General features: G+C 58.7%; 16 protein-coding genes and 1 tRNA gene. 5 read left to right on the top strand and 12 right to left on the bottom strand.

Annotation, left to right across the window (positions count from 1 at the left end; all coding sequences use genetic code 11):
* Positions 1–8: 8 nt before the first annotated feature.
* The 4 genes from BD293_RS09880 to BD293_RS09895 all read right to left on the bottom strand — a co-directional run bounded on the left by BD293_RS09880 (position 9) and on the right by BD293_RS09895 (position 4078).
* Positions 9–1316 (bottom strand): ABC transporter permease, encoded by a 1308-nt coding sequence (locus tag BD293_RS09880; RefSeq protein WP_142081297.1) that lies wholly within the window; start codon positions 1314–1316, stop codon positions 9–11.
* 97 nt (positions 1317–1413) lie between these two features.
* Positions 1414–2517 (bottom strand): ABC transporter substrate-binding protein, encoded by a 1104-nt coding sequence (locus BD293_RS09885; RefSeq protein WP_142081299.1) that lies wholly within the window; start codon positions 2515–2517, stop codon positions 1414–1416.
* A gap of 96 nt (positions 2518–2613) precedes the next feature.
* On the bottom strand, positions 2614–3720 hold the full coding sequence (locus BD293_RS09890) for an ABC transporter ATP-binding protein (protein WP_246086263.1): 1107 nt from the start codon (positions 3718–3720) through the stop codon (positions 2614–2616).
* A 271-nt stretch (positions 3721–3991) separates the two neighbouring features.
* Positions 3992–4078: transfer RNA gene (locus BD293_RS09895), tRNA-Leu, on the bottom strand.
* Between the two features lie 237 nt (positions 4079–4315).
* Between BD293_RS09895 and lipB the strand changes: the two genes are divergently transcribed.
* The 3 genes from lipB (at position 4316) to BD293_RS09910 (ending at position 7468) form a co-directional block, all read left to right on the top strand.
* Positions 4316–4978 carry a lipoyl(octanoyl) transferase LipB gene (gene lipB / locus BD293_RS09900; protein WP_142081303.1) on the top strand — a complete coding sequence of 221 codons (663 nt, stop codon included), beginning with the start codon at positions 4316–4318 and terminating at the stop codon, positions 4976–4978.
* 265 nt (positions 4979–5243) lie between these two features.
* Positions 5244–6911 (top strand): cytochrome c oxidase subunit I, encoded by a 1668-nt coding sequence (gene ctaD, locus BD293_RS09905; RefSeq protein WP_142081305.1) that lies wholly within the window; start codon positions 5244–5246, stop codon positions 6909–6911.
* A gap of 20 nt (positions 6912–6931) precedes the next feature.
* Entirely contained in the window at positions 6932–7468 is a 537-nt protein-coding gene (locus tag BD293_RS09910; RefSeq protein ID WP_142081306.1) for a DUF2244 domain-containing protein, read from the top strand.
* 6 nt (positions 7469–7474) lie between these two features.
* On the opposite strand, the gene BD293_RS09915 is transcribed toward BD293_RS09910, so the two are convergent.
* The 4 genes from BD293_RS09915 to gatC all read right to left on the bottom strand — a co-directional run bounded on the left by BD293_RS09915 (position 7475) and on the right by gatC (position 10765).
* Positions 7475–8050, bottom strand: a complete 576-nt coding sequence (locus BD293_RS09915; RefSeq protein WP_142084479.1) for an N-acetylmuramoyl-L-alanine amidase — start codon at positions 8048–8050, stop codon at positions 7475–7477.
* Positions 8051–8146: 96 nt separating this feature from the next.
* A complete protein-coding gene (locus BD293_RS09920) occupies positions 8147–8962 on the bottom strand; it encodes a hypothetical protein (RefSeq protein WP_142081307.1) in 816 nt (271 codons plus the stop codon).
* 34 nt (positions 8963–8996) lie between these two features.
* Entirely contained in the window at positions 8997–10478 is a 1482-nt protein-coding gene (gene gatA, locus BD293_RS09925) for an Asp-tRNA(Asn)/Glu-tRNA(Gln) amidotransferase subunit GatA (RefSeq protein WP_142081309.1), read from the bottom strand.
* Positions 10475–10765: an Asp-tRNA(Asn)/Glu-tRNA(Gln) amidotransferase subunit GatC gene (gene gatC, locus BD293_RS09930; protein WP_142081311.1), complete on the bottom strand. Its 291-nt coding sequence runs from the start codon at positions 10763–10765 to the stop codon at positions 10475–10477. The genes gatA and gatC overlap by 4 nt, the downstream gene beginning before the upstream one ends.
* Before the next feature lie 184 nt (positions 10766–10949).
* On the opposite strand from gatC, the gene BD293_RS09935 reads away from it, so the two are divergent.
* Positions 10950–11399: a CAP domain-containing protein gene (locus BD293_RS09935; protein WP_170207100.1), complete on the top strand. Its 450-nt coding sequence runs from the start codon at positions 10950–10952 to the stop codon at positions 11397–11399.
* Between the two features lie 64 nt (positions 11400–11463).
* Positions 11464–14013 (top strand): aminopeptidase N, encoded by a 2550-nt coding sequence (gene pepN / locus BD293_RS09940; protein ID WP_142081315.1) that lies wholly within the window; start codon positions 11464–11466, stop codon positions 14011–14013.
* Here the strand turns inward: pepN and BD293_RS09945 are convergent.
* From BD293_RS09945 to BD293_RS09960, 4 genes are all read right to left on the bottom strand, one after another.
* A protein-coding gene (locus tag BD293_RS09945; RefSeq protein ID WP_142079576.1) for an IS630 family transposase occupies positions 14001–15064 on the bottom strand; the annotation gives its coding sequence in 2 pieces (ribosomal slippage) (positions 14001–14576 and positions 14579–15064; 1062 coding nt in all). The genes pepN and BD293_RS09945 overlap by 13 nt on opposite strands.
* Positions 15065–15263: 199 nt before the next feature.
* Entirely contained in the window at positions 15264–16253 is a 990-nt protein-coding gene (locus BD293_RS09950) for an ABC transporter substrate-binding protein (protein ID WP_142081317.1), read from the bottom strand.
* A gap of 43 nt (positions 16254–16296) precedes the next feature.
* A complete protein-coding gene (locus tag BD293_RS09955; RefSeq protein WP_246086363.1) occupies positions 16297–17109 on the bottom strand; it encodes an ABC transporter permease in 813 nt (270 codons plus the stop codon).
* Between the two features lie 296 nt (positions 17110–17405).
* A complete protein-coding gene (locus BD293_RS09960; protein WP_142081319.1) occupies positions 17406–18302 on the bottom strand; it encodes an ABC transporter permease in 897 nt (298 codons plus the stop codon).
* Positions 18303–18337: the final 35 nt, after the last annotated feature.

The following is an 18337-nucleotide window of genomic DNA, read 5'->3' on the forward strand; positions in this document are numbered from 1 at the left end:
GTTCTCCCTTACCCGAATTTCAGGCTGTCAGTGCCGACAAGCCGGTTAAAGAGCCAATACAGGATCAACACACCAACCAGCAGCATACTGCCAAGCGCAGCAGCAAGGCCCCAGTTCAACGATTGCTGGATGTGGCGGGCGATTTCATTCGAGATCATGCGACCAGACTGACCACCGACCAGCGCGGGCGTGATGTAATAGCCAATCGAGATGATGAAGACCAGAACACCCCCTGCCCCGATCCCCGGCAATGTTTGCGGGAAATACACGCGGCGGAATGCCGTCCAAGGTCGTGCACCAAGGCTTTTAGCCGCGCGCATATATGATGGCGGGATGGTGCGCATTACCGAGTATAGCGGTAACACCATGAAGGGCAGCAGGATATGCGTCATCGCAATGATGGTCCCAGTCTGATTGTATATCAAACTGAACCTCCCATCATCACCTATGAACCCCATGCCGACCAAGGCATTGTTGATGACACCTTGTTGTTGCAACAGCACGATCCAAGCCGAGGTTCGCACCAGCAGCGATGTCCAGAATGGCAGCAATACCGCAATCATCAGCAGATTGGCGTAGCGCATGGGCAGCGTCGACAGATAGTACGCAATCGGAAAGCCCAAAACGAAAGTCATGAAGGTAATCGCAAGGCTAAGCGCCAAAGTGCGACCAAAAAGCGAGACATAAATCTGGCGGTTTTCAGGCCGTTTGACGATATTTCCCTCAGCATCATATTCGCGGTCCAGCGCGGCCACATAATATGACGCTGTCAATGGTCGGCCTTCGCGTTTTATGATCCGCCAAAGTTCTGGCTGGCCCCAAAGCCTGTGCGCATCTGTGAATGCTTCCTTATACGGAGCATCAAAATCGGCAACAGCGCGGGAAGTACGCGAAATCGCGCTGCGTGCGGCACTGATTTCATAGTTCAGGCGAATACCCAGCGGGCCAATCTTTTGTTCACGGCGCGGGCGATCAAGGTCGGCAACCATATCGGCATGCAGGGCGGCAAAGACCGGCTCGTCCGGTATGCCTTGCCCGTCCCACTCTTCCAGCGCGTTCAGTGTTTCAGGCAGCGCATTCACGATCTGCGGGTTGTCGACGGATCGCCACATCATCTGAGCGATGGGGAAGGCGAAGAAGATAAGAATAAAGGCAAGCAGTGGTCCGACCAAGGCGAGTGCCGTCAGTTTCCGGCGTCTGTTGGCGCGTTCAAGTGCCCGACGCAGTGGCGTGCCATCCGAAGTCACCAATCTGCCGCGACTGTCCGTCGCCGTGCCTATGGCACCTTCTTCAGATGTCGCATGCTGAATCGCCATGTCTGCGCTCCTTGCAGAGGAATGTGTTCACAAAATTCTTGCCTGTGCTCAGGCTTTCAGGGCGCGCCGAAGCGCGCCCTGAATAGAATGGCTCAGATTACTGAAGCATCCAGTTTGCAAACCGCTCGCGCAGCTCGTCGCCGTAATCGACCCAGAAGTCGTTATCCAGCACGATGGGCGCAAAGTAGTTTTCAGGCGCAGTCGGCATATGCTCGTTCATGTCGATGCCCAGATCGGCATGTTCGCCAACCAGTGCAGCCGAAGAGGCACGCGCCGGACCGTAGGAGATATAGCTCGCCTGATCCGCAAGGCGCTGTGTATCTGTGGCGAAGTACAGATACTCCATCACCAGCTCTTCATTCGGACCATCCGCAGGCACAACCCAGCCGTCCCATTCGACGACCTGACCATCCCAGATAATGGCCGCTTCCATGCCTTCGACTTCGATCGCGTCGAACATCCGGCCGTTATAGCCAGTTGCGAACGCAACTTCACCATCGGCCAGCAGCTGTGGCGCTTGTGCGCCTTCTGTCCAGAAGATGATGTCGTCTTTGATCGTGTCGAGCTTGGCAAAGGCGCGGTCCACACCTTCTGGTGTTGCAAGCACTTCATAGATCTCGTCCGGGTCTACCCCGTCAGCATAAAGCGCCCATTCCAGATTGGTGCCCGGACGGTCCTGCAATGCACGACGGCCTGGGAAGTTCTCGGTGTCGAACAGATCCTCGATCGAGCTTGGCTGCGCATCATCCGGGAACGCGCCCGGACGGAATGTCAGAACGGTCGAGTACACGATCTGTGGAATGAAGCACTCGCCAAGTGACCCTGGCAGGAAGTCTTCGCTTGCAGGTGTGCCATCAGGCGCAGCGGCCAGCATTTCGTCATGGTCGATCTGCAAAATGATGCCTTCGTCACAGGCAAGCTGTGCGTCGGATGGCAGCATGTCGACCAAATCCCAGGTCACATTTCCGGCCTGCGACTGTGCGCGCAAGCTTGCAAGCGCGTTCGCAGAGCCGTCATCATTGATGATGGTGACATGTGGGTTGGCTTCCATGAAGGGCTCATGATACGCGCGCTGTTGGCTTGCGGTATATGCACCGCCCCAGGAAACAATGGTCAACGAGACTGGATCTTGTGCAGCCGCACTCAACGCAATGACGCTGACTGCAGAGCTAAGACCGATCAGTTTCAGTTTGGATGACATAGATAACCTCCTTGGTTAGTTTTCAGTCACAGGCCGTAGCCCGTGCTGTTTTTGACAGTCCCATCCCTCGGACCGTGTGGTACGTCTGCGCATCTGTCACTCTGGACAGTCAAGCGCACGACAGTCTTGCGGCATCCAGCCGATTTCAATCATGCTGCCCGGCTTGTGACGCACCTGATCGGGTGCATTGCGGGTTTTCATGACGAAATTCTCGTTTCCAGCAACTTTCAGGCGTGTGCGGAACACATCACCCATATAAATGAATTCAAGGACTTCGGCCTTGATCGTGTGGGCATCTTCGGCCAGCCGGTCCTTATTGGCCTCGACACGTTCGGGGCGAATGGAAACGCGTGTCCGCTCGCCCACCTTCGAGACATTGATCGGCTTGGCATCAATCAACACGCCGCCGTCCAACTGGACCACGCATGTCTCGCCTTTGATTTCTTTGATCACACCGTCGATCGTGTTGTTTTCGCCGATGAACTGCGCCACGAAGCTGTTGCGCGGTTCTTCATACAGGACATCTGGCGGCGCAAGCTGCTGAATGCGCCCGTCTTCGAATACGGCGACATTGTCCGACATGGTCAAGGCTTCTGTCTGGTCATGCGTAACATAAACCGTAGTAATCCCAAGGTCATGTGCCAAACGCGTAATCTCGAACTGCATGTGTTCGCGCAACTGCTTGTCGAGTGCGCCCAGCGGCTCGTCCATCAAGACCAATTCCGGCTGGAACACCAAGGCGCGAGCAAGGGCGATCCGTTGCTGCTGACCCCCGGACAATTGCGCGGGGCGGCGGTTCACGAATGCCCCCATCTGCACCATGTCCAGCGCGCGCATCACGCTTTTCTCGCGCTCGGACTTGCCCATTCCACGCACTTCAAGCGGAAAGGACAGGTTCTCGCCAACAGTCATATGTGGGAACAGAGCATAGTTCTGAAAGACCATGCCGATCCCGCGTTTATGCGGCGGGACAGAGTTGATGGGCTTGCCATCGAGCAGGATTTCGCCGCTCGTCGCGGTCTCGAACCCTGCCAACATCATCAGGCAGGTGGTCTTGCCGGACCCCGATGGTCCAAGCATGGTCAGGAACTCGCCTTTCGCAACCGAAAGATTTAGATCCTTCACCACAAGGGTTTCCCCGTCGTAGCTCTTCTGGACGCCATCGTATACGACAAATCCGTCGCTCTGCTGTGCTGCGACCACGTTTATCTCCCCGTAAATCGGCGGTATTCCGCTCTCTTCATGGCCTAAGTAAAAACCAAGGAGCATGTGGAATGCAACCGATAACTTTGTTTCGTGTTGTTTCGACCCGTCTTTAGGCGAATGCGCTGATTAGAGCCGCGTTTAAAGTTATTCGTTCGGCAAATTGGCCAAGTGCCGTACATTAAACTTGGCGTGAAACTTTGCAACACATGCGCCAAACGCCCAAGCGTCCGCCTTGCGGCGTCTGTTTCCAGTAACAAATGGGATTGAATGGTGCGGTCGAGAAGACTCGAACTTCCACGGGTGTTACCCCACAGCGACCTCAACGCTGCGCGTCTACCAATTCCGCCACGACCGCACGCGACTTGGTGCGGGCCTGATAGCCCCTCATCCCACCGTTGTGAAGAGGGAAAAACACCCCCCGCATCAAGTTTCTGATCCAGCATGTGCAGCGCGGACCACACCCGGCCCTGATGGACATGGCTGTCATAGACGCTTATTTGAGCGTGACAGGTTTCCAGATAGTCCCAAATACCGGTAAAGCGTGCATCGACACGCATGGACCAAGTTTTCGCTGACGGAGCACGGCAGAGAGATGTTGACTGAAGAACTTGAGTGGACAGTGTTGCCGGGCTTGCGCGATTATGCGCAAACCCTCGCGGCAATGGAGGCCCGCGTGGCCGAGATCGCAAAAGGCACAGCGCCCGAAGCGATCTGGCTGTTGGAGCACCCCCCACTTTATACTGCTGGCACCAGTGCCGCCCCCGGTGACCTGACCCAAGCTGACAGGTTTCCGGTGCATTACGCAGGTCGGGGCGGGCAATATACCTATCACGGTCCGGGTCAGCGGGTTGCCTATGTCATGCTCGACCTCAACCGGCGCGGACGCGATGTGCGGTGCTTTGTACATAATATGGAGAACTGGGTCATCGAAACCTTGGGCGAATTCGGCATTCGGGGCGAACGCCGCGCGGGTCGCGTCGGGGTCTGGGTGACGCGCCCTGAAAAGCCTGGCTTGCCCGATGGCAGCACACGTGAAGACAAGGTCGCGGCAATTGGCATCAAGATTCGCCGCTGGGTCAGCTTCCATGGTCTGTCCATCAACGTAGAGCCGGACCTGAACCATTTTGAGGGAATCATACCCTGCGGCATCCGCGATCATGGCGTGACATCCTTGGTGGATCTGGGCTTGCCCGTCACGATGGATGACCTTGATCTTGCGCTAAAACGTCAGTTTTTTCTCACATTCGGCAATTGACATGTGAATTTCCACCCGATTCGCAGGCGCGTGTGACGCCGCAACGCAGCAAGTTCATTGATCCATGTCAAAAATATCCGCCCTGCGACACTTGGAGCATTGCCCTATGAAAAGTCGCATTCTAAAAGCGTAGTATACCGCGATACACAGATGCGTGTTGGCGCAGATGGTGTCGTGGAAGCAGAATGGTGCGTGCAGCCTTGCACGGGCCCCGCACGACAACAGTTGCGAGCAACGCAACAGGAATCGGGAACTGGAGTAGCCAATGGCCGATGCAGCCACTCATGACCACGGACACGAGGACAACCGCTCGTTCTTTACCCGCTGGTTCATGTCTACAAACCACAAGGATATCGGTATCCTTTATCTGTTCACCGCCGGCATTGTCGGGTTCATCGCAATAGGCTTTTCGGTCTATATGCGCATGGAGCTGATGACACCGGGCGTGCAGTACATGTGCATGGAAGGCGCAAGCTTTACCGCGCAGGAAGAATGCACACCCAACGGGCATATCTGGAACGTGCTGGTCACAGCGCATGGCATCCTGATGATGTTCTTTGTGCTGATTCCCGCCCTGTTCGGTGGCTTCGGCAACTATTTCATGCCGCTTCAGATCGGCGCGCCTGACATGGCATTCCCGCGCCTGAACAACCTGAGCTACTGGCTGTTTGTGGCAGGCTCCGCGCTGGCAGTTGCATCGGTTCTGTCACCGGGCGGCAATGGCCAGCTTGGGTCTGGGGTGGGCTGGGTCTTGTACCCGCCGCTGTCGACCAATGAGGCGGGCTATTCGATGGACCTTGCGATTTTCGCGGTCCATGTGTCTGGGGCATCGTCCATTCTGGGCGCGATCAATATCATCACCACATTCCTGAATATGCGCGCACCCGGCATGACACTGTTCAAGGTGCCATTGTTCGCATGGTCTGTGTTCATCACTGCGTGGATGATTCTTCTGGCGCTGCCGGTTCTGGCGGGCGCGATCACCATGCTGCTGACCGACCGCAACTTTGGAACCGCGTTCTTTGACCCCGCAGGCGGGGGCGACCCGGTGCTTTATCAGCATATTCTGTGGTTCTTTGGCCATCCGGAAGTGTATATCATCATCATTCCGGGCTTCGGGATCATCAGCCATGTGATTGCGACCTTCTCGCGCAAGCCGATCTTTGGCTATCTGCCGATGGTCTGGGCGATGATTGCGATTGCGGTTCTGGGCTTCATCGTCTGGGCGCACCACATGTATACGGCAGGCATGTCGCTGACGCAGCAGACCTATTTCATGCTGGCGACGATGGTGATTGCGGTGCCTACTGGCATCAAGATCTTCAGTTGGATCGCCACGATGTGGAAGGGTTCTGTCAGCTTTGAGACACCGATGCTGTGGGCCTTTGGCTTTTTGTTCCTGTTCACAGTGGGCGGGGTGACCGGTATCGTGCTGGCACAGGCACCGATTGACCGGATTTATCACGACACCTACTACGTTGTGGCCCATTTCCACTATGTGATGAGCCTTGGCGCGGTATTTGCCCTGTTTGCCGGTATCTATTACTGGTTTGGCAAAATGTCGGGGCGTCAGTACCCTGAATGGGCTGGCAAGCTGCATTTCTGGACAATGTTCATCGGTGCAAATATCACCTTCTTCCCACAGCACTTCTTGGGTCGTCAGGGGATGCCACGGCGCTATATCGACTATCCCGAAGCTTATGCGCTTTGGAACTATGTCTCGTCGATCGGCGCGTTCATCAGCTTTGCATCCTTTGTGTTCTTTATCGGTGTGGTCTTCTACACACTGAAATTTGGGCGCCGCATCACCCAGAACAACTACTGGAACGAGCACGCGGACACGCTGGAATGGACCCTGCCTTCGCCCCCGCCCGAGCACACGTTCGAGCAGCTTCCAAAGCGCGAAGACTGGGACAAGCAGCCCGCCCATTAAGCACATCAGTGGCAGGTTAAATGCCCGTTTATTGGACAATCACACCGAAAGCCCCGGGCACACCGCCCGGGGCTTTTGCACTCGCGGCCGGTGACGGTGCGGAGTATCGCCTCTCGTTGATGCCCTTCGTGTCGATGGGGCCAAAAGGCTTCGTGCGCATCATCGCAATCAGCGCGGCCTTTCTTACTCTGCCACTTCTGGCCGTTCTGGGGACACCTGTTCTATGGGGGCTGTTGCCCTTTGCGGGGCTGGCGCTTTGGGCACTGTGGTATGCCCTCAGCCGCAACAGCGCTGAGCGGCACGCGCTGCGCGAAGACCTTTGCCTGACGAAAGAGCGGATCGAGATCACCCGCACCAACCCGCGCAAACCTGCACAGCACTGGCACGCCAACCCCTATTGGGTGCGCGTCAAGCTGGCGGAAAAGGACGGGGTGATCGAGAACTACCTGACATTGGAAGGGAATGGCCGCGTGGTGGAACTGGGCGCATTCCTAAGCCCAGAAGAACGCGCCGAGCTTTATGCCAAATTGTCACAAGCCCTGCGCCACTTGCGCTGAGGGCTTTTAAGGGCGCACGGCACGAAATGCAGCGGCCACAGCAGCAGCGCGGCACCTGTCTGCCACACCCTCGTCGCCCTGTGCTGTCGGATGAAATCTGAAGCGAAATGCTTGCAAGCGTTTCTCTGCACTGGCCTGCGGATAGCCAATCGCATCCAAAGATGGCGCCAGCGGCAAATCATCGCCCATGCCATCGGGACACACGGCAAGTGACAACCTGTTCAACCGCCGCCAGTCAAAGCGGGGGCCGGGGTCTTCTTTGCGCTCCGGGGCCATATCGGAATGCGCGATCACCTGATGGGGCGCAATCTGCCACCGCGCCATCACCCCTTGCAACAGCGCCTCAAGACACCGCATTTGCGGCTCTGGAAAAGGTTGTGCACCGGAATTGACCAGCTCGACCCCGATAGAGCGCGAGTTAATGTCGCTTTGCCCATCCCATGACCCCGCGCCCGCATGCCAGGCACGGAGTGATTCTTCGACCAACTGCATAAGCTGACCCGAGGGCGAGATCACGTAATGCGCAGACACTTCCGCCCCACGGTCGCACAAGCGCTCCAGCGCTGCCTCGGTGTCGCGCATGCCGGTGTAATGCAGCACAATCAAACTGGGCCGCAGCCCGTTACGGCGCGGCCCAAAATTTGGGGATGGATGCCAGATTGGCTGCACGGCCAGCGATCACTCGCGCGCGCGTACGGTGCGTGCGGCTTGCCGGAACGGGGTCGGGTCCCACCAGCAGGCAAAGCCGTCGCCATCAGGGTCCAGATGGTTCGGGTCGCGTTCTGGCCCACCTGCGGCAAGGAAAGCTTCTTGCGCCAGATCCTGACTTCCGAACTGGGCACATGCGCTTTCTGAACGACGCCAGCGCAACGGGTTCGACCGGTTGTAGCGTTGCTCGCCCACATTGTGCTGGGTGGACAGCGCATAGACAAACAGGTTTGGCGTGTTTGTACCCGAAGACATTTCACCATCGCTGACCCGGACTTGGGGCACAAAATCGCGCTCAACCAGCCGGTCGGGCTGCGATGCGCCAAACGGTTGCGGTGTGAATTGCTGCTCGCTGACACCGGCGCTGGCTGTCTGTGACTGACCGCCCGAAGACTGAGCACTCGTTGACGACGGGGACACAGCAGATAGCGGCGCGCCGACATTTTGCTGTGCCACCGGGAATTGTTGCGAGCTGGATTGCGAGGGCGCTTGCGTTGCAGGCGTGCCGCGTACCGCTGCCACAGCTTCTTGCCCGATGGATGCAGACTGGCTTGGTTGCGAAAATTGCGGGGCATTCGAGGGCCGCTGCACATTGCTTGCCTGTGCGGCCTCATTGCGGCGAATGCGCGACAGTTCTTCCTGTGCGCGCATATACTGCGCATAATCACTGAACCCCACGCCACGCCCGGTGGTGTCGATGACATTCGAGTAGGGCGCGGAGCCGCCGCAAGCGGCAAGCAACGCAGTTGCGGTGCCTATCATGATCAAAGCTTTGGGAAAACGCATCGGACCTCTCAGCCTTGCAAAATTATACTGCAAGTTACCACCATTTTTCGGGTTTGGAAACAAAGCCCGTCGCCTGTTCAAGGACATGTGCTGTATTGAGCAACGCCCCCTCTTCCCAAGGCCGCCCGATCAGTTGCAGTCCCAAAGGAAGCCCTTTGGAATCAAGGCCCGCAGGCAGCGCAACCCCCGGCAAACCGGCAAGGTTCACAGTCACGGTGAACACATCATTCAGATACATTTCAACCGGGTCCGCCGCAGCCATTTCACCCAGACCAAAGGCCGCTGACGGGGTGGCAGGTGTCAGGATCGCATCGACACCCGTGGCAAACACCTCTTCAAAATCGCGCTTGATCAGCGTGCGGACCTTGCGCGCGCGGTTGTAATAGGCGTCGTAGAACCCCGCCGACAGCACATAGGTGCCGATCATGACGCGGCGCTGCACTTCCAGCCCGAACCCTTCGGCGCGGGTTTTCTCGTACATCTGGGTAATGCCATCACCCGGCCCCAATGTCGCGCGGTGCCCGTAGCGGACGCCATCGTAGCGCGCGAGGTTGCTCGATGCCTCGGCAGGGGCAATGACATAATAGGCAGGCAGCGCGTATTTCGTATGCGGCAACGAGATGTCAACAATCTCGGCACCCGCATCGCGCAGCATATCCGCCCCCTTGCCCCACAGCTCGGCAATCTCGGCGGACATCCCATCCATGTGGTATTCACGCGGAATACCGATCTTCTGACCGCGAATGTCGCCCGTTAGCATCGCCTCAAAATCGGGGACAGGCAGATCGGCACTGGTGGAGTCCTTGGCGTCATGGCCACACATCGCCTCTAGCATAATGGCTGCATCGCGCACGGTTTTGGTCATCGGTCCCGCCTGATCGAGCGATGAGGCAAAGGCAACGACACCCCAGCGCGAACACCGTCCATAGGTGGGCTTGATCCCGACGGTTCCGGTAAAGGCCGCAGGCTGACGGATTGATCCGCCAGTATCGGTGCCGGTTGCCGCAAGGCACAGATCAGCCGCCACCGCCGCCGCAGACCCGCCAGACGATCCGCCCGGCGTCAGGTCGCGCGCGTCCACTTTCCACGGATTGACGACATTGCCATAGACCGAGGTTTCATTGCTGGACCCCATGGCAAATTCGTCCATGTTCAGCTTGCCCAGCATCACCGCGCCTGCATCGCGCAACTGCGCACTGACGGTGGATTCGTATTCGGGGCGGAACCCGTCGAGAATACGCGACGCTGCCTGCGACGCGACACCTTGCGTGCAGAACAAATCTTTGATGCCCAAAGGTATGCCGCACATCGCAGGCGCATCGCCTGCCGTGATCCGCGCATCCGCCGCTGTCGCACGTTCCAGCGCGATTTCCGGCGTATGATGAACAAAGGCATTCAGCGCGCCTGCCCCCTCAATCGCGTTCAAACACGCTTCGGTCAGTTGCACCGAGGTCACATCGCCCGCGCGCAAAGCATCGCGCGCATCGGCAATCGTCATTTTGTTCAGATCACTCATTCCACCACCTTCGGCACAGCAAAAAACCCTTCGCGTGCATCGGGCGCGTTTGACAGGATTTTGGCCTGCATATCGCCATCCGTTACCCCGTCTTTGCGGCGCTTCAGACGCATGGGCGTGACCGAGGTCATCGGCTCCACGCCCTCGACATCGACCTCGTTCAGTTCTTCCATAAAGGTCAAAATCTGACTAAGTTCCTGTGCCAGCGCGGGCAGATTGTCTTCGGGAACAGCGATGCGGGCAAGATGGGCCACCTTGCGCGCTGTCTCCAGATCGATCTCGGACATGACCCCTCCGGGTTTTCAGGTAATTACAGCGCATTTAGCCCGATGCCGCGAGAGGTGCAAGCGCGGCGCGCGCGATCCGACATGCAAGTTGCCGCCAATGCACGCGCAGTTGATCAGCAGGGTTATTCACCTGCGCCAAGGCAAAGGCTATCATCCCACAAGATTTCTTGTGAAAGCCCCCGTCATGCTGCGATATGTTGTTGGTTTTTGTCTATGCACGCTCGCCCTGCCCGCATGGGCCTGCCCTGCCCCGCCACTTGCGGAACTGGAAATTCATCTGGCCGCTGTCAATGACGAGCGGCGCCGTGCGGGGCGCGCACCGCTGGCACTTTCGCCAGAATTGGGCCGTGTGGCGCAGGCCCATGCCTGTGACATGGCGCAGCGGGGGTATTTCAGCCATATCAGCCAAGACGGGCGCAGCGTGTCAGACCGCATAAACCGCGCAGGGCTGCCAAGGCTTTGCACGATGGGCGAGAATATCGCACGCGGCCAGCGCGATGTGCCCAGTGTCATGGCAGGCTGGATGCGATCCTCCGGTCATCGGCGCAACATTCTGGACCGCGATTTCACACTTGTGGGCTTTGGCCGCGCAGACGGGCCGAACTGGGTGCAACTGTTCGCGCGACCTTGTTGATTGTCGGCGCGCGCGCCCTGCGTTACATCTGCACCAGACTTGGTTCAGCCCGCAGGAGTGAGACATGCGCGACACGACCCCGCAGCCCATCCATCTGGCCGATTACCAGCCACCCCCTTTTCTGGTTGATGATGTGGCGCTTACCTTTCGACTGGCCCCGACAGCCACACGTGTGATCGCAAAGGTCCGCTTTCGCCCCAATCCGGATGCAAGCCCCGGTCACGACCTGCGGCTGGATGGCGAGGGGCTGAAACTGATTTCGGCCCATCTGAACGGTGCCGAAATCACAGCGCAGCCCGACGAATCCGGCCTGACCATTCCCGCGCAGGACTTGCCCGAAGGTGCACTTGACTGGCAGGCGGAGGTCGAAATTGCGCCCGACGGCAACACCGCATTGGAAGGGCTGTATATGTCGCGCGGCATGTATTGCACCCAATGCGAAGCCGAGGGCTTTCGCAAGATCACCTTCTATCCGGACCGCCCCGATGTGATGGCCCCGTTTCGCGTACGCATCGAGTCTGATCTGCCGGTCCTTCTGTCCAACGGCAACCCCGCATCTTCGGGCCAAGGCTGGGCCGAATGGCACGACCCCCACCCCAAGCCCGCCTATCTGTTTGCACTTGTGGCGGGCGATCTGGTCGCCGCATCTGACCGCTTCACCACGATGGAGGGGCGCGATGTGGCGCTCAACATCTGGGTGCGCAAGGGCGATGAGGACAAGACCGCCTATGCGATGGACGCGCTCAAGCGCTCGATGGTCTGGGATGAACAGGTTTACGGGCGCGCCTATGATCTGGATGTGTTCAACATCGTTGCGGTCGATGATTTCAACATGGGCGCGATGGAGAACAAGGGTCTGAACATCTTTAACTCGCGCTATGTTCTCGCCTCGCCCCAAACCGCGACCGACAGCGATTATGCCAGTATCGAACGGATCATCGCGCATGAGTATTTCCACAACTGGACCGGCAACCGCATCACCTGCCGCGACTGGTTCCAACTGTCGTTGAAAGAAGGGCTGACGGTTTACCGTGACCAACAGTTCATGGGCGACATGCGCAGCCATTCGGTCAAGCGGATCGAGGATGTGCTGACGCTGCGCGCACGCCAGTTCCGTGAAGATGACGGACCTTTGGCACATCCGGTGCGGCCCGAAAGCTATGTCGAGATCAACAATTTCTACACCGCGACAGTGTATGAAAAAGGCGCGGAGTTGATCCGCATGTTGCAACTTCTGGTCGGGCAAGATCGCTACAAGGCGGCACTCGATCTGTATTTCGCACGCCATGACGGGCAGGCCTGCACGATCGAGGACTGGATCGCCGTGTTCGAGGAAGCCGCTGGCCGCGATTTGTCGCAGTTCAAGCGTTGGTATGGACAGGCGGGCACCCCGCGCGTCGATGTGTCAGAAGACTGGCAGGATGGCAGCTATACCCTGACGCTGCGCCAGCACACGCCCGACACCCCCGGCCAACCCCTGAAGGAGCCGCTGGTCATACCCGTGGCGATGGGTCTGCTTGGCGCAGATGGTGCCGAAATGGTGCCCACAACCGTGCTGGAACTCGACAGCCCCGAGCAAAGCTTCACCTTCCCTGACCTGCCTGCGCGGCCTGTCGCCTCGCTGTTGCGTGGGTTTTCTGCGCCGGTGGTTCTGAATCACAGCCTCAGCTCTGAAGACCGCGCGCTGATGCTGGCGCATGACACCGACCCCTTTAACCGCTTTGAAGCAGGGCGCGCGCTTGCGCGCGACATCCTGCATGCGATGGTACTGGAAGGGGCGACACCCGGCCCCGATTACCTCAACGCTCTGCGCACAATGGTCAGCGACGAGGCGCTTGACCCCGCCTTTCGTGCATTGGCGCTGCATATCCCCGGTCAGGACGATCTGGCCAGCTCGCTCTACGCGGCGGGCCATGTGCCAGACCCCGACGCCATTCAGGCCGCGCGGACCACAGCGCTGCGCCTGATCGCCGAAGCGCTGCGCCCGCAATTGCAGGACGTGGCCAATGCCATGCAGACCCCTGGCCCTTACAGCCCCGACGCCCGTGATGCGGGTCGTCGCGCGCTGAAGGTGCAGGCGGTGTCATTGCTGGCACGCGCAGATGAGGGCGCGAAAGCAGCCGAACTTTTCGCCCGCGCAGATAACATGACCGAGCAACTGGGCGCATGGGGGGCACTGCTGGCGATTGGGAAGGGCCAAGAAGAAGGCGCGCAATTCTACCGGCAATGGGCACAGGACCGGCTGGTGGTGGATAAGTGGTTCTCGGCACAGGTCATGTATGCCGCACCGAAAGCTGCCGCTGGTCTGGTGCAGCAACTAACACAGCACCCGGATTTCGAGTGGAAGAACCCGAACCGTTTTCGGTCCGTGATCGGTGCATTGGGGGCCAATCCGGCAGGGTTTCATGCAACAGACGGTGCAGGATACAAGCTGGTTGCAGATTGGCTGATCCGGCTGGACGGGGTGAACCCGCAATCCGCGGCACGGCTATCAACCCTGTTCGAGACGTGGCGGCGCTATGATGCGTCGCGGCAGGCATTGATCCGGGCGGAACTGCAACGGATCAGGTCGCAAGACAATCTAATACCAATCAGCATTGATCAGAACTCTTGAGCCCAGTCGCGGGTTCCAATGGAGGTGATTGTGTCGGGCATGCTGACCAATTTGTTCCAAGCCTTGCAGCAATGATCTACGATGTCTTCATAGGTTTCGAAGATGAGGTTTGATAGCCAGTTGTCTCGCATGAATTGCCAGATGTTTTCGACTGGATTGAGTTCTGGGCATTTTGCGGGGATCGGGATGATGGTGATGTTGTCCGGAATGACCAGCTTGTCAGTCATGTGCCATGCGGCTTGATCCACGAGCACAGCCCCATGTGCTTTGGGTGCGACAGTTTGGGAGATTTCAGCAAGATGCAGGGCCATCGCTTCGGTATTGCACGCTGGCAGCACAAGACCTGCAGCTTTCCCGAGGGCTGGGCAAATCGCTCCAAAGATGTAGCTTGAACTCGTGCGCTGATCATGTGGGGCGGAAGGTCGCGTACCGCGCTTCGCCCATCGGCGCGTGATCTTGTTTTTCTGGCCGACACGCGCTTCATCTTGGAACCAGACTTCGATCACAGTGCCTTGCAGGAGCCGTGCGCGGAGCTTTGCTACTGCGGCTGCAAACCCTTTTTTTTAAAGTCCTCCAGTGCGGCTGTATCTTGCGCGTGATGGCGCGGGCGTGCTGTGAGTTTGACATAACCAAGCGCCCTGAGTTCCCGGCTTATCGACGTCTCGTGAAGTGAAATCCCAAATGTGTCTGCAATCCATTTCCTCAGATCACTCAGGCGCCAGCGGACGACCCCATGGACCGATAAGGTCGGACCGCTCTCAACAATTGCAGCAAGCGCCCTGCGCTGCTCATCGTTAAGCTTAGACTGCTGACCAGGAGCTTTGCCGTTGATCAAGCCGTCAGGCCCGCGGGCATTAAACCGCTCCACCCAGTCACGGACAATTTGTAGGCCAACACCACCAATCCGAGCAGCATCGCTGCGCCGACCGCCATCATAGATCTCCGCCAGCGCCAAAAGCCTGCGGGCTTGGTTGGCATCCTTTGTCTTTCGCGCAAGTTCTCTCAACTTCATGCCGTCGTAGTCTGTCCGTAACGCGAGCGCTGCGCCCATAGAGAGGCCCTCCCCAGAAAATCTGACGCCATTGAGTCAGATCTTCATAGATTTGGGAATCCCAAAACCCTCAGAAGAGTCAGATTTCGCGAGACTTGGTATAAGCCGCGACATGGGCGAAATGGTCGGGCGGATGCTGGGCTAGATGAGTGTATCCCGGCATATCTGCCGGGATACAATATTGCGCTGAAGTTGCGCCTTAGTTGAAGGCCGCGTCTGTAACCGCAGAGGTCACAGCCCCTTCGGGCTCAGACGTGATGACCGGATCAGAACCACCCCCCAGCAGTGTCGCCACTGTGCGGGCATAGTCTTCCATGTCCAGCGTGCCATTCGACCCTTCGAGCAGAAGCGCCACTTCGCTCATCATGCGGGTCTGATGCTCTTCGGTTTGTGCGCCCGTGTCGTCATATTCCAGCACGATCATGGCCGCTTCCTCGACATTCTCGGCCGCCCATTCCCAGCCGCGCATCGAGGCGCGCACGAAGCGGGCCATCTTGTCGACGAAGTCAGGGTCTTCAAGGTTCTCTTCCATCACATAGAGGCCATCTTCCAGCGTGGCGACGCCCTGATCCTCATATTTGAAGGTGACAAGTTCGTCCTCGCTGATCCCTGCATCGATGACCTGCCAGTATTCATTGTAGGTCATGGTCGAGATGCAATCGGCCTGCTGTTGCAGCAGCGGATCGACATTGAAGCCCTGACGCAGAACTTCGACGCCTTCATCGCCGCCATCGGTCGGGATGCCAAGCGTGCTCATCCAGCTTAGGAACGGGTATTCATTGCCAAAGAACCACACACCCAATGTGCGGCCCGGAAAATCCTCTGGGCCGGTGATGCCCGTCTCCGCGAGGCAGGTCAGCATCATGCCCGAAGCTTTGAACGGCTGGGCGATATTGACCAGCGGCAGGCCGTTTTCACGCGCGGCCAAAGCGGCTGGCATCCACTCGACAATAACATCGGCACCACCGCCCGCGATGACCTGTGGCGGCGCGATATCGGGGCCGCCTGCGCGGATCGTGACATTCAGGTCTTCTTCTTCATAGAAGCCGTTTTCCAGCGCAACATAATAGCCCGCGAACTGCGCCTGCGTCACCCATTTGAGCTGCAAGGTCACATCGTCCATCGCCCATGCCGCGGGCGCAAGCCCCAGACCAAGGGCCGCCACTGACCCGTAAACTGTCTTTTTCATTTTCACTACCTCCATGTTGCCTGCCCCGTTTCGGGTGCAGGAGTTAACGCCCGCGTTGCGAAGGGTGCCAAAAGGTCACCCCCTTTTCCACAAGCGCAATAATGCCGTAGAACAGCGACCCCGCAAGGGCTGCGACGGCAATTTCTGCCCAGACCATATCCAGTTGCAACCGCCCCACCTCGGTCGAGATGCGAAAGCCCATCCCGCGCGTGGGAGAGCCGAAAAATTCAGCAACTATGGCCCCGATCAACGCAAGCGTTGATGCAATTTTAAGCCCATTGAAGATGAAGGGCATCGCCGCAGGCAGGCGCAGCTTCAGCAGTGATTGCCCCCAGCTTGCATTATAGGTCCGCATCAGGTCGCGCTGCATCGCCTCGGTCGCGGCCAAACCCTGCACAGTGTTGACCAGCATGGGGAAAAACACCATCGCCACGACCACCGCCGCCTTGGACGGCCAGTCAAATCCGAACCACATCACCATAATCGGCGCGGTCCCGATAATCGGCAATGCTGCCAGAAAATTGCCCACCGGCAACAGGCCGCGGCGCAGGAAGTCCGAGCGGTCCACCAACAGCGCAAAGACCAGCGCAGCACCTACACCAATGGCATAGCCAGAAAGGGCACCCTTGACGAAGGTCTGCACGAAATCCACCCAAAGCACATCGGTCGAGCGCAGAATACGTGCCCAGATAGCACTTGGCGCAGGCAGGATCACGCGCGGCACTTCCAGCGCGCGCACAGTCACTTCCCACAGCCACAACAGGGTGGCACCAAAGGTCAACGGGGCCAGCAATGATTGCAGGCGGCCCACCAGCCCATCGGCGCGCGGCAGATCAGCAAAGATCGCCACCAGCATCCACGCCCCCAGCCAGACCGCAATGACAGCGGCCCAGAAACCCACATGCCCCATCGGCCCGACAACCAGCCCCCAGGCTGCAAGGGCCACAGCCCCTGTCATGAGGGCGAGTAACGCCAGATGCGCCATCCCGTCGGCCCTTGGCAGGGCCAGCCACACAAGCAAGGCCGCAAGCAAGGCCGCAAGCGGCAGAAAGGCGGGCTGCCCCTCGGCGCCGGTCATCCCGAAGGCGATGGCCGCAAGCAGGCCCAGCGTCATACCGGCCCATTGCACCCCGCCGCTGTCGCGCAGAACCATCATGCCGCCATCCCCATACGTTTCAAGGTGGCGCGCTGTATCAACCCGATCAGCGCTACCATGCTGGCCGCAAGGATCGCGGCTGCAAACAGCGCGGACCAGATCTGCACCGTCTGCCCGTAATAGCTGCCCGACAACAGACGCGCGCCCAACCCCGCCACAGCGCCCGTCGGCAATTCGGCCACAATCGCCCCCACCAAAGCGGCGGCAATCGCCACTTTCAGCGAGGCGAACAGATACGGCATTGAGGAGGGCCAGCGCAGTTTCCCAAACACCTGCACGCCGTTGGCGCTGTAGGTTCGCATTAGGTCCAGCTGCATGTGATCTGGCGCGCGCAACCCTTTGACCATGCCCACAACCACTGGAAAGAAACTTAGATAAGTGGAAATGATCGCCTTGGGGATCAGCCCGGTGATGCCGATGGCGTTCAGCACCACGATAATCATGGGCGCGATGGCCAGAATAGGAATGGTCTGGCTGGCAATCGCCCAAGGCATGACACTCGCATCCATCGCACGGTTATGCACGATCCCCACTGCAAGCGCGACGCCCAGGGCAGACCCGATGGCAAAACCCAAAAGCGTGGCAGAGAGCGTGACCCAGCCGTGATAGACAAGGCTGCGATTGGACAGGCTGCCAGTGTTCATGAACCCCCGCCGACCCGTCATCTCCTCCACGACGGTGGAGTTCCACAACTCTGCCATCACCTGATGCGGGGCGGGCAGACGCGGGCGTTGCTGCGTCATCGTCTCGGAGATGAGCGCTGCAAAGCCCAGATCCTGACCCGCACGGCGGGCCTGATCCTGCGCCCATTGCGCATTCATCGGCACAACTGCGGCATACCAGAGCGCGATCAAGGTTGCCGTCACCACAAGAACAGGGATCAGATTGCGCATGACTGGTGCACCTTTCGGGGGGCTCTGCCCCCTCG

Source organism: Roseinatronobacter monicus (assembly GCF_006716865.1).
GTDB classification, from domain to species: domain Bacteria; phylum Pseudomonadota; class Alphaproteobacteria; order Rhodobacterales; family Rhodobacteraceae; genus Roseinatronobacter; species Roseinatronobacter monicus.

Coding starts and splice junctions, on each gene's coding strand:
- pepN (WP_142081315.1), top strand. CDS start 11,464: ATGCGCGACACGACCCCGCAGCCCATCCATCTGGCCGATTACCAGCCA.
- BD293_RS09920 (WP_142081307.1), bottom strand. CDS start 8,962: ATGCGTTTTCCCAAAGCTTTGATCATGATAGGCACCGCAACTGCGTTG.
- BD293_RS09955 (WP_246086363.1), bottom strand. CDS start 17,109: ATGCTGGTGGCGATCTTTGCTGATCTGCCGCGCGCCGATGGGCTGGTG.
- BD293_RS09960 (WP_142081319.1), bottom strand. CDS start 18,302: ATGCGCAATCTGATCCCTGTTCTTGTGGTGACGGCAACCTTGATCGCG.
- lipB (WP_142081303.1), top strand. CDS start 4,316: ATGTTGACTGAAGAACTTGAGTGGACAGTGTTGCCGGGCTTGCGCGAT.
- gatC (WP_142081311.1), bottom strand. CDS start 10,765: ATGTCCGAGATCGATCTGGAGACAGCGCGCAAGGTGGCCCATCTTGCC.
- gatA (WP_142081309.1), bottom strand. CDS start 10,478: ATGAGTGATCTGAACAAAATGACGATTGCCGATGCGCGCGATGCTTTG.
- BD293_RS09935 (WP_170207100.1), top strand. CDS start 10,950: ATGCTGCGATATGTTGTTGGTTTTTGTCTATGCACGCTCGCCCTGCCC.
- BD293_RS09910 (WP_142081306.1), top strand. CDS start 6,932: ATGCCCGTTTATTGGACAATCACACCGAAAGCCCCGGGCACACCGCCC.
- BD293_RS09880 (WP_142081297.1), bottom strand. CDS start 1,316: ATGGCGATTCAGCATGCGACATCTGAAGAAGGTGCCATAGGCACGGCG.
- ctaD (WP_142081305.1), top strand. CDS start 5,244: ATGGCCGATGCAGCCACTCATGACCACGGACACGAGGACAACCGCTCG.
- BD293_RS09885 (WP_142081299.1), bottom strand. CDS start 2,517: ATGTCATCCAAACTGAAACTGATCGGTCTTAGCTCTGCAGTCAGCGTC.
- BD293_RS09950 (WP_142081317.1), bottom strand. CDS start 16,253: ATGAAAAAGACAGTTTACGGGTCAGTGGCGGCCCTTGGTCTGGGGCTT.
- BD293_RS09915 (WP_142084479.1), bottom strand. CDS start 8,050: ATGCGCGACACCGAGGCAGCGCTGGAGCGCTTGTGCGACCGTGGGGCG.